Raw genomic sequence first — 11,911 nt, forward strand, 5'->3', positions numbered from 1 at the left:
ACGGGTCATCGCCTTGACTGACAAGCATCAGGCCGTTTGCAGGCGACCTTTCCTACGTCATCTATCAGTCATTACCCACAACTTGTGTCCCCTTTCCTATCAGTATTTATTCAGCGTCGAGCTTTAGCATCGGCACGCAGCGACAACTTTTTGCTCGCACAAGTACTTTTAGAATGCTGCATTTCGAATGGACTCGAACATGTTCAAACCTACCGTCGGCCCGATTGTCGGCCACACCACGACCGATCACGCACGAATTTTCCTGCGCGGCGACAAAGACCCCAGGCTTCCGGTATTCGCCGGACTTCGCTACAGGCGCCAGGGTGATGCGCGATGGACGAATGAGCACTTCATCCAGTTGCATGCCCATCGCGACATGACCGATGTGATCATTTTGAGGAACCTGCAGGCCGGCACCGTCTATGAATACCAGGCCGGCTGGTTCACCGCGCCTCACTCAGCCGCCCCGGAACTGTCACAGCGATGGCCCGCGGACATCCATCGGTTGCGCACCCCGTCGGCGAAAACCGGCACTCAGTACGCTTATATCGTGGGTTCTTGCCGGTATCTGCGAATCACCGCCGGCGTCCCCGCAGCCCCCGAACTCGGCGACCGCACGTTCGCCGGCATCCAGCGCGTCGTCGACCAGGCCAATCCACCGATCAGCGGCGTATTGATGATGGGAGACCAGGTTTATCTCGACGACTTGAACATTGTGGCCCCGGACCGGACCTACAAGGACATCCTGTTCAAGTACCGCACTGTCTTTTCCCAGCCCCACATCAGCAGGTTGATGTCCGCCGTACCGACCTACATGATCCTCGACGACCATGAAATCGAAGACAACTGGCCGGCCAACAGACAAGTCGATGACGACATTCTCTACGCCAACGCCATGAGCGCTTACGAACTCTATCAAGCCAGTCATGGTCCGGCCCGCGAACTCTCAAGCGACGGCATATTGAGCAGGTCGCTGCCGCACTACTGGTATCAGTTCGCTCACGGCGACATCGAATGGTTCGTCACTGACAGCCGGACACGACGTAACGTATCGATGGTCGACCGGCGCATCCTGGATGTCGAGCAGGAGCGGTCGCTGCTCGAATGGCTGGTGAGCAGCACTGCCCGGGTCAAATTCATCGTCACCAGTGTCATGTTCTACCCCGACCGCGCACTCGATGATGGCGACGCCTGGCAGGCCTTCCCGCAACAGCGCCTGCGGCTGCTGGAGTGGATTCGTCGCCATGGGATAAAGAATGTGATCTTCGTATCCGGTGATGTCCATGGCTCCCTGACCAGCCGACTGTGTCATAGCCAGGATTGCGACTTCGAGGTGCATACCATCGTTGCCTCGCCGTTTTGCAACAGCGGACTGCTGCCTTACGCCACTGCGGCGAATTTTATTTTCAAGCCGCCCATGGCCCGGACCGAAAACGGTGACTATCACTATGAGCTGACCAGCACAGTGATCAGCCAGGACAACTTCGCACACCTGCATGTCGCGGGCCAGAGCCTTCACGTGACCTTTCACGACCGTGACGGGCATCCTCTGCAGGTGGTCGATATCCCGTTGCGCTGACGAACGGTAGCCCCCGCCAAGCCCTCTGATCGGCTGGCGACTGGAGAAATCCGCTTGTCGGCCGATAAGGTTTATAGCACTTAGCCTTCATCTCTCTTGTCAGCCAGTGTCGCAATGATGCAACCTTGCGGCAATCCTTGATAACGAGGGGCGTCAGCCCGGCGCGATCAGCATTCTCGAAGCGAGTTTCCCCATGAAAAGCCAACCCGATGCCGCCAGCCGTATGGCGGCCGAGGTAGTGACGCAGTTACCGGTGCCCTCGCGGCTCGGTATGCTGCGTTTCGAGCGGCTGAATGAAGCGAGCTGGGCACTGCTGTTCCTCGACCCCAATTGCGAACGTTACTTCGGTCTGCCAGCGGTTGAGCTTTGCTCGCTGGTCAGCTCGCCCTACGCCAGCCTGATGGAGCCTGAGGCGCGCTACCAACTGCATGACGCCATCCAAGAGCAACTGGCCCAGGCCCCGCATTACCTGATCCGCTATACGCTTCACACCGCCAAGGGCCCCATGAACCTGCTGGAAATGGGTGAAGCGTACAAACAGCACAACCGCCACCTGCTGCGCGGCTACCTGCTGGCGGTGGACAACCTGCTGCAAAACGAGCCATCGATGCCGGCCCTGGATCTGGAAACCCAGAACTCGCGCCTGCAAATCGCCCTGGAGCTGAACCAGCGCGCCCAGCAGGAGCAGCTGCAGCATCTGGACCGCGTGCGCGCCCAACAAGACCTCATCCTGCTGCTCACCCGCCAGCGCTACAGCGCCAATAATTCCTTGCTGGAAGCTGCCGAACTGATCACCCGCAGCGCCTGCGACATCTACCAGATCGATTGCGCCAGCATCTGGACCCTGGAGGACGACAAGCTGGTGCCGATCTCCGCCTATAACCGCGCTTCCCAGGAATACTTCCGGCCGGACGTGATCGACGCCAATGAGTATCCCGACTACATGGAAGCGCTGCAGACCTGCCGCGCCATCGACGCCCATAACGCGATACGCGACCCACGCACCCGGGAAATGGCTGAAAGCCTGCGCGCCCGCAACGTCAACGCCATGCTCGATGCCAGCGTGCGGATCGACGGCCAGGTCGTGGGCGTGTTGTGCCTGGAGCAGGTAGGCGCTACCCGTGCCTGGCAGTCGGACGAGATCGCCTTTGCCGGTGAACTGGCGGACCAGTTCGCTCAGGTCATCAACAACCACAACCGCCGCATCGCCACCAGCGCCCTGCACTTGTTCCAGCGTGCCGTGGAGCAGAGCGCCAACGCATTCCTGCTGGTCAACTGCGACGGTGTGGTGGAGTACGTCAACCCGAGCTTCACCGCCATCACGCAATACACCACCGAGGAAGTCCACGGCCAGCGCCTCTCCGAATTGCCGGCCCTGGAAAACCTCAGTGAGTTGCTGTTCGACGCGCCCTCGGCCCTGGCCCAGAGCAATAGCTGGCAAGGCGAGTTCAAGAGTCGGCGCAAGAACCTGGAACCCTACTGGGGCCAACTGTCGATCTCCAAGGTCTACGGTGACAACCGCGAGCTGACCCACTACATCGGCATCTACGAAGACGTTACCCAGACCAAGCTGGCCCAGCAGCGCATCGAACGCCTGGCCTACACCGACAACCTGACCAACCTGGGCAACCGTCCGGCGTTCATTCGCAACCTTGATGAACGCTTCGCCCGGGACAGCGACTCGCCCATCAGCCTGCTGCTGGTGGACATCGACAACTTCAAACGCATCAACGACAGCCTCGGCCACCAGACCGGTGACAAACTGCTGATCAGCCTGGCCCGGCGCTTGCGCAACAGCCTGAGCCCCAGCGGCAGCCTGGCGCGTTTCGCCAGTAACGAATTCGCCGTGCTGTTGGATGACACCGACCTGGAGGCCGGGCAACAGGTCGCCAGCCAGTTGCTGATGACGCTCGACAAGCCGATGTTCGTCGATAACCAACTGATCAGCGTGACCGGCTCCGTGGGCCTGGCTTGCGCCCCGCTGCATGGCCGCGATCCCCAGACTCTGATGCGCAACGCCGGGCTTGCCCTGCATAAGGCCAAGGCCAACGGCAAGCATCAGGTCCAGGTCTTCACCGAAGCACTGAACGCCGAGGCCAGCTACAAGCTGTTCGTGGAGAACAACCTGCGCCGCGCCTTGACCCAGAACGAACTCGACGTGTTCTACCAGCCCAAGCTGTGCCTGCGCAGCGGTCGCCTGCTGGGCATGGAAGCGCTGCTGCGCTGGAACCATCCGGAAAAAGGCATGATCCGGCCGGACCAGTTCATCAGCGTGGCCGAGGAAACCGGCCTGATCATCCCCATCGGCAAGTGGATCGCCCGCCAGGCCTGCCGCATGAGCAAGCAGTTGACCGCCGCCGGTCTGGGCAACCTGCAGGTGGCGATCAACCTGTCGCCTAAGCAGTTCTCCGACCCGGACCTGGTGGCCTCGATCGCCAGCATCCTCAAGGAAGAACAACTGCCCTCACGGCTGCTGGAACTGGAGCTGACCGAAGGCCTGCTGCTGGAAGCCACCGAAGACACCCACTTGCAGCTCGACCAGCTCAAGCGCCTGGGCCTGACCCTGGCCATGGACGACTTCGGCACCGGCTATTCATCCCTGAGCTACCTGAAGAAATTCCCGATCGACATCATCAAGATCGATCGCAGCTTCATCCATGAGATCCCGGACAACCAGGACGACATGGAAATCACCTCCGCGGTGATCGCCATGGCCCACAACCTGAAACTCAAGGTAGTGGCCGAGGGGGTCGAGACCGCCCAGCAACTGGCGTTCCTGCGTCGCCATCGCTGCGATGTCGGCCAGGGCTACCTGTTCGACCGGCCCATCCCCGGCTCGGAGCTGATCGAGAAGCTCAAGCGCTACCCGCGCGGTCCAATAGACTGACTGTGGCGAGGGGATTTATCCCCGCTGGGCTGCGCCGCAGCCCCAATGCACCACAGTTCAGTCTTTCTTAACCCATCGGCATTGGGCACACTGGGGTCTATTTCGCTCAACTCAATCTGACTGAGAGGACTGATAATGGTCTTGCGCTCGGAAATTCTGGTGAACAAAAACGTGCTCCCTACTCAAGAACAAGCTTTGCCTGGCCGTGAAACCCCGATCAAGGTTCCGGATCAACACTTCGTCAACGGCAACCCGCTGCTCGGCCCATTTCCCGGCAATGTAGAGTTCGCGATTTTCGGCCTGGGCTGTTTCTGGGGCGCGGAACGTCGCTTCTGGCAACGTGAAGGGGTCTACAGCACCTCGGTGGGCTACGCCGGCGGCTTCACCCCCAACCCGACCTACGAAGAGGTCTGCTCGGGCCTGACCGGCCACAGCGAAGTGGTGCTGGTGGTCTACGAACCGGAAAAGGTCAGCTACGAAGAACTGCTGGCAATGTTCTGGGAACTGCACAACCCGACCCAGGGCATGCGCCAGGGCAACGACATCGGCACCCAGTATCGCTCGGTGATCTATTGCACCAAACCCGAACAACTGGAAGCGGCGAAGAAGAGCAAGGCGGTGTTCCAGGCTGAACTGACCAAGGCCGGCCTCGGGGAAATCACCACCGAAATCGACGAAGCACCGACCTTCTACTACGCCGAGGCTTACCACCAGCAGTACTTGGCGAAGAACCCCGAGGGCTATTGCGGGATTGGCGGGACGGGTGTGACCTGCCCGATCTGACTTTCCAGCCTCGAAAAGCTTCGCGAGCAAGCCCGCCCCCCAAGTGATTTGCGTCCAGACGCTGATACCCGACTCACCCGGATCAATGTGGGAGCGAGCCTGCTCGCGATGGCGGCGGCACAGTCAACATCAATGCAAGCTGACCCACCGCTATCGCGAGCAGGCTCGCTCCCACAGGGGATTTGTGTTCAGACGCAGATACCGGATTCACCCGGACCAGTGTGGGAGCGAGCCTGCTCGCGATAGGGCCCTGCCAGACAACATCGAACTCGCCAGGTCAACGCTCGGCAATCAACCAGTCCATCTGCCATCCACCCTGGGTCTGACCGAGTTTTTTCGACAGCCACGGCAACAGCTCACGCAATTCCTCCTCCAGCCCCCACGGCGGGTTGGCAATCGCCAGGCCGGAGCCATTCAGGCTGTCGGGGGTGGCGAGCGGATGCACCAGCAATTCCACTCGCAACAGTTTTGGCGCGCCCGTGCCGGCCAGGTCCTGGTAGAAGCGCCGCAGCATCCGCTGATCCTTCACCGGGTACCAGATCGCGGCCACCGTCTGGCGCATCCGGCCAATGGCCTCCTTGAGGGAGGCGGCGCAGCGTTGCATTTCGTCGAGTTTTTCGAAGGGCGGATCGATCAGCATCAAGCCGCGTTTTTCCGCCACCGGGAGCAAGGCACGGGGCACATGCCAACCTTCGCCCAGATGCACCGCCACACGGCGATCGCCCTTCATGTTGTCCTTGAGCAACACCCCATCCTCGGGGTGCTTTTCATTGAGCAAGACCCGATCCTGTGGGCGCGTCAGACGCCGCGCCAGCTCTGGTGAACCCGGGTAATAGCGCAACTGTCCGTCCGGGTTCATCTCGTGCAGTACTTTCATGTAGTCGGCGGTGAGCGGCGGCAGATCGTCCTGCCTCCATAAGCGCGCGATGCCTTCCAGGTATTCACCGGTACGATTGGCCTGGTCGCCCTGCAAGTCATACAACCCGATGCCCGCATGGGTATCGAGGTAGGCGAAGGGCTGTTCCTTGCGCGCCATCAGCGCGATAAGGCGGGTCAAGGTCAGGTGTTTGAACACATCGGCGTGGTTGCCGGCGTGGAAGGCGTGGCGATAGTTCATGGCGGCTCCTGCGAAGGGCGACAAGTTTACCTCGAAGCACGTCGAACGTCAGGGTTTCGCAGCCGAGCGGGCACAGGTATCCGCTCAGCCGAGCTCTTGCAACAGGTACCCATGCAGTTGCCCTTTTACCCCCTGAACCGCCCCATGTACTTCAAGAAAATGTGCAACCTTGCGCCGCAGGATGCGCTCATCGACGCGCTCGGACAGCTGCGGATGCTCTTCGTCCAGCCACCTGAGCAGGTTATCCAGAAGGCAGTCCATCGTGCTGCCCGCCAATGCTTTCACCAATGCGGGCGGCACCTCCCACCAGGGGAAAGTTCGTGGCGGCTGCTGGGCATTTCCCAGGATCTCCAGGGCCCGACCGTTGACCAGGCAACGACTGATGACCGGCAGTAACTGCCCGGCATCGACGTCATCGGACTGCAGGATGGACTGCACGAAACGCCCATCCCAAAAACGGAAAAAAGCCGATTGGCCGCCCGGCAACAGCACCTGAGTGAGCCCACGCAGATGCTCGACGAGGACCTCCTGACCGACCGAAGACACCGCCAGCCAACCCCAATCGAGCGAGTCGGTCGTCGCAACCCATTGAAGAAACTCACTGTCGACAGAGACTGCGCCCACATAGGGCATGACGGGCTCCCAGTCAGCGTAAGGCGTGTCCGCCCAGATCGGACCGGGCACCAACGCCATCGAGCGCCTCCAGGCCGCCAGCGGCTTGGCGCTGCTGGCATTGCTGAAGATAGCGAAAAGCTGCTCGGATGCTTGCAACGGGTGCTGCCCAAGCCAGGCCTGAGGCGACTGACTCGTATTCATGGGCGCTCCTGGATAACAGTGGGTTTGGAAAACCTGGACAACGGTGCACAGATGCCGTCCTTGCACCGCTCACATTCTTCGCAGAACGGCGCCGGGCCTTGCAGGCTGAGGATTTGCGCCAACGACAGTGGAGCGGCCACGGCAGCCACAAGCTTCTCGGGATGATCCGGCGAGCCCGGCGTCGCGCGGATCACCGCCATCGGCCCGCCGCCGACCTCGATGGGCACGCTACTGAAAATCCCGCCCGCGCCGATGCTGATCCAGTGCCCACCGGCCTGGACGGTCGCACTGGCGCCGCCATCCAGCACGATCTGCTGACCAGCGCCGACATGGAAATGCTGGCTGGCACTGAGCGCCTGGCTGGTCACGCGGATGTGCCGCTCGCCAGTCACCATCAAGTGATCGTCCTGCCGCACTTCGACCTGGCGCCGCCCATGGGTGATACGCAACTCTTCGGCCTTGAGCTCATGCCGTGCCGTGCCGGAGACGACAACGCTGCGCTCGTGATCGACCTGCACGCGCTGGTCATGAAGCACATGCTGGGTCCAGTTTCGCTGGGCCCGCAGGTAGATCTCCTCGGCCCCCTTGCGATCCTCGATGCGCAGCTCGTTATAACCGCCCCCGCCAGGGCTGCTCTGGCTGCGCAATATGCTGCGGGTCTTATCCGCCGGCAGATCCAGCGGCAACGGGTTGGCACCGTTGGGCAAGCAACCTACCACCAGTGGTTTGTCCACATCGCCATCCATGAAGCCCACCAGGACTTCCATGCCGACCCGGGGAATCATCACACTGCCATATCGATCATGGGCCCAGCCGGTGGCTACCCGCAGCCAACAACTGGAATGCTCGTCACCCTCACCGTCGCGATCCCAGATCATCTGCACCTTGACCCGTCCGAACTCGTCGCAATGAATTTCGCTGTCGACAGGTCCGCTCACCACCGCAGGCTGATAACCGTGGGCGGCAGGTTTCTCATGAAGCAGCGGCGGCCGGAAGAAAACGTCCCACGGCGTCGCCAGAAAGGTATTGCTGTAGCCCTGGAACTCATCCTCGCCCTCTGTGACCATGTCCTCCAGCACTTGCGGTTGGCGTCCGCGGTGGGTGATCTGCGTCAGGAGCCACAGGTCGTTCCACTGCTCCCGCGGGTGCCCATCGATTCGCATGAAATGTCCACTGACCAGGGCGCATTGGTCGCTGCGCCCTTCGGCCAGGCGGAAATCAGCCCCATGACGCTCCAGGGCGCGCCGGGTCAGGTGCCGACCATGATCGCGGTCGGAAAACAGGCCGGGGTAGCGATAGTCCTCCAGCACGGGTTGCTGCTGGCTGTCCAGGCTGGTTTGCAAAGGCAGGCTGGGGTTACGGAAATCGTAGTCGCACAGTGTCACAGCGCTGGTCCGGGTCTGGAGGCGAACAGCCAGCCGCTTGATCGCCGGCTCTCCGGCGACCATGCCACTGCCTGGCAAATACCGCGTCGACTCGGGCAAACGGGGAAACACCGTCTGATCGTCACCGAAGACCAGCAGGTGGCCGTCAGGACTGTGACGGAAGTGGTAATGAATACCGACCTCGGCACAGATGCGCTCGATGAATGCCAGATCGCTTTCACCGTATTGCACACAGTATTCCCGCTCGGGATATTGTCCGCCGAGGTTGAACTCAAACGCATCGCCCTGGATGCCATGGTCCTTCAAGACCCGCGCTATGATCGACGGCACGCTCAAGTGTTGGAAAATCCGTCGGTTGATACGGTGACGCAAGTACGCCAGGCGCGGCACCAAGCTGATCTGGTAACGGGTCAGGCGCTTGCCCGAATCGCCCTGGGCTACGCTGTAGACTTGGCCGTGGATGCCACGCCCCTGCTGATCGAAGGCCAGGTAGGCCTGGCGATGCAGCAGCGCTTCCAATGCCAGGTCCGCTCGCTCACTCACCAGTTCCAGGTCAAAGCGATAGGGTTGGCTGATGGTTTCCTGGCCCGTGAACTCAAGCACCTTGAGTTCATTCGGCCCGCTGTCGAGCGTCAGGGTGAAGCGCGGTTGGTTGGCAGGCGAGAACATCCGATGTATCTCAGCAGAATGAAAGGCGGGGGATTCTGCATGAGTCATACGGAGAGTTGATGGGATGTCATGAAAAACAGATTTGCCTTACAGGCAGAGGGATAACAGCCGCCAAAGTACGGTGTTTTTTCCGATAGGCACGTTCCGCGTCGTGGCCGGTCGTCGTACGAATGAATCAGCGGTTTCTGACAGCACGACGCCCCTCGGTACTGCATGCGGGCGTGCTAACGTGCCTTTTGTCGCAAAAATGCAAAGGACGCACCCATGACGGCTCGTTACGCAAAAATCGCAATGACCCTGGCACTCGCCGCATTCGCCTTCCTGACGGTGTTCAATAACGTCACGGACTACCGATCCAACTTCAACTTCGTCCAGCACGTGCTGAGCATGGACACCACCTTCCCGGACAACGCCGCTCGCTACCGCGCTATCACTCAGCCATGGATGTGGCATGGCGCCTACTGGCTGATCATCCTCGGCGAAGCGATCACGGCCGGGTTGCTGGGCTACGGCGCGCTGGAGCTATGGTTGGCACGCAAGGCTGACAGCAGGGTTTTCGCGCAGGCCAAGCGCTGGGTCATCGCCGGCCTGACGGCGGGGTTCTTCGTCTGGTTCTTTGGTTTCATGGTCGTCGGTGGCGAATGGTTCCTGATGTGGCAATCGGACGTCTGGAATGGCCAGGATGCGGCGTTCAGGTTCTACATGGCGTTGCTGGGTGTGCTGATCTTTCTCAATCAGCCTGATGCAGATCGGAGCTGACCCATTGCTATCGCGAGCAGGCTCGCTCCCACAGGGGCCAGAGGTGTTCTCGGGCAGTCGAGCATAAAAAACGGCCCGTCTCCATTGGCGACGGGCCGTTTCTCGATACAACCTTCAGCGGGCCATCAAGGCCCCGCCGAACAGGCTTACTGGTTCAGGCGGAAATCTTTTTCGGCCGCTTCGAAGCGCTGCACCATACCGGTGGTAGGCGTGCCCATCTTGCTGACGACGTAGATGGCCAGGCTGGCGAAGATGAAGCCCGGGATGATTTCGTACAGGCCCAGCAGCTCGAAGTGCTTCCAGACGATTACGGTAATCGCACCCACCAGGATGCCGGCCAAGGCGCCGTTACGGGTCATGTTTTTCCAGATCACGGAGATCAGGACCACAGGACCGAACGCGGCACCGAAACCGGCCCAGGCGTAGCTCACCAGACCCAGTACACGGTTGTTCGGGTTGGCAGCCAGGGCAATGGCGACCAACGCCACCAGCAGCACCATGGCGCGGCCGACCCAGACCAGTTCCACCTGGGAAGCGCTCTTGCGCAGGAAGGTTTTGTAGAAGTCTTCGGTGAGGGCACTGGAGCACACCAGCAACTGGCAGCTCAAGGTACTCATCACGGCTGCCAGGATGGCCGACAGCAGTACACCGGCAATCCATGGGTTGAAGAGGATCTTCGCCAACTCGATGAATACGCGCTCCGGATTCTCGGTCACAGGGCCGGCCACATCCGGATGTGCCGAGAAGTAGGCGATGCCGAAGAAGCCGACAGCCACGGTGCCGCCCAGGCACAGGATCATCCAGGTCATGGAGATGCGACGGGCATTGGCAATGGACTTGACCGAATCAGCGGCCATGAAGCGCGCCAGGATGTGCGGCTGGCCGAAGTACCCCAGGCCCCAGCCCATCAGCGAGATGATGCCGATGAAGGTGGTGTTCTTCAGCATGTCGAACGACGTCGGGTCTTTCGCCTCGATGGCCAGGAACGTGGTGTCCACGCCGCCGGTGGCCAGCAGCACGATGATCGGTGTCAGGATCAGCGCGAAGATCATCAAGGTGGCTTGTACCGTGTCGGTCCAGCTCACGGCCAGGAAACCACCCACGAAGGTATAGGCGATGGTCGCCGCGGCACCGGCCCACAGCGCGGTCTCGTAGGACATGCCGAAGGTGCTTTCGAACAGGCGGGCACCGGCCACGATGCCGGAGGCACAGTAGATGGTGAAGAACACCAGGATCACCACCGCAGAGATGATGCGCAGCAGGCCGCTCTTGTCTTCGAAGCGGCTGGCGAAGTAATCCGGCAGCGTCAACGCGTCGCCGTTATGCTCGGTCTGCACCCGCAGGCGACCGGCGACGAACAGCCAGTTCAGATAGGCACCGACGACCAGGCCGATGGCGATCCAGCTTTCCGACAGGCCGGACATATAGATGGCACCGGGCAAGCCCATCAACAACCAGCCACTCATGTCCGAGGCACCGGCGGACAATGCGGTCACGACGCTGCCCAGGCTGCGGCCGCCCAGGATGTAATCGGAAAGGTTGTTGGTGGAGCGATAAGCCATCAGGCCGATCAGGACCATGGCTGCGATGTAGATCACGAAGGTGATCAGGGTTGGATTACTAACACTCATGAGTTACGCCCTGGCTTTGTTTTTATGTAGCGGTGGCAGAGAAAGCGTCGACAACGAAGACGTATGGTGACGATTTGCAGGCCCGCGAATGTATGACTGATGTTTCCCCAGGAAAGCCATCAGCCGATGCCCTCGGCTTGAACCGGTTGCACCTTGACCGCGAATGCTATTCAACAAACGAAATAAGGTGCAACCAGTTTCGCTCAAATCAGTTGCACCTGATCGGTTTTCTCAAAAAAACCGGTGTTTTTGCTCCCTTTTAGTGCAGTCAACCAGGTCCGGCTA

General features: G+C 60.6%; 8 protein-coding genes. 4 read left to right on the top strand and 4 right to left on the bottom strand.

Annotation, left to right across the window (positions count from 1 at the left end; translation table 11 throughout):
• Positions 1-199 precede the first annotated feature (199 nt).
• From N005_RS06425 to msrA, 3 genes are all read left to right on the top strand, one after another.
• Complete coding sequence (locus tag N005_RS06425; protein ID WP_047700434.1) at positions 200-1,579, top strand: alkaline phosphatase D family protein; 1,380 nt, start codon at positions 200-202, stop codon at positions 1,577-1,579.
• 193 nt (positions 1,580-1,772) lie between these two features.
• Entirely contained in the window at positions 1,773-4,466 is a 2,694-nt protein-coding gene (locus N005_RS06430) for a putative bifunctional diguanylate cyclase/phosphodiesterase (RefSeq protein ID WP_047700435.1), read from the top strand.
• Positions 4,467-4,601: 135 nt separating this feature from the next.
• Complete coding sequence (gene msrA, locus N005_RS06435; protein WP_024779845.1) at positions 4,602-5,249, top strand: peptide-methionine (S)-S-oxide reductase MsrA; 648 nt, start codon at positions 4,602-4,604, stop codon at positions 5,247-5,249.
• A 277-nt stretch (positions 5,250-5,526) separates the two neighbouring features.
• Here the strand turns inward: msrA and N005_RS06440 are convergent, their stop codons facing one another.
• The 3 genes from N005_RS06440 to N005_RS06450 all read right to left on the bottom strand — a co-directional run bounded on the left by N005_RS06440 (position 5,527) and on the right by N005_RS06450 (position 9,236).
• Positions 5,527-6,366: a 23S rRNA (adenine(2030)-N(6))-methyltransferase RlmJ gene (locus N005_RS06440; protein ID WP_047700436.1), complete on the bottom strand. Its 840-nt coding sequence runs from the start codon at positions 6,364-6,366 to the stop codon at positions 5,527-5,529.
• An 84-nt stretch (positions 6,367-6,450) separates the two neighbouring features.
• A complete protein-coding gene (locus N005_RS06445) occupies positions 6,451-7,182 on the bottom strand; it encodes a DUF4123 domain-containing protein (protein ID WP_047700437.1) in 732 nt (243 codons plus the stop codon).
• Positions 7,179-9,236 carry a type VI secretion system Vgr family protein gene (locus N005_RS06450; protein WP_047700438.1) on the bottom strand — a complete coding sequence of 686 codons (2,058 nt, stop codon included), beginning with the start codon at positions 9,234-9,236 and terminating at the stop codon, positions 7,179-7,181. The genes N005_RS06445 and N005_RS06450 overlap by 4 nt, the downstream gene beginning before the upstream one ends.
• A gap of 264 nt (positions 9,237-9,500) precedes the next feature.
• Between N005_RS06450 and N005_RS06455 the strand changes: the two genes are divergently transcribed.
• Positions 9,501-9,995: a DUF2165 family protein gene (locus tag N005_RS06455; protein ID WP_047700439.1), complete on the top strand. Its 495-nt coding sequence runs from the start codon at positions 9,501-9,503 to the stop codon at positions 9,993-9,995.
• A gap of 146 nt (positions 9,996-10,141) precedes the next feature.
• On the opposite strand, the gene putP is transcribed toward N005_RS06455, so the two are convergent.
• Entirely contained in the window at positions 10,142-11,626 is a 1,485-nt protein-coding gene (gene putP / locus N005_RS06460) for a sodium/proline symporter PutP (protein ID WP_047700440.1), read from the bottom strand.
• Between the last annotated feature and the right edge of the window lie 285 nt (positions 11,627-11,911).

It is taken from the genome of Pseudomonas mediterranea CFBP 5447 (assembly GCF_000774145.1).
GTDB classification, from domain to species: Bacteria; Pseudomonadota; Gammaproteobacteria; order Pseudomonadales; family Pseudomonadaceae; genus Aquipseudomonas; species Aquipseudomonas mediterranea.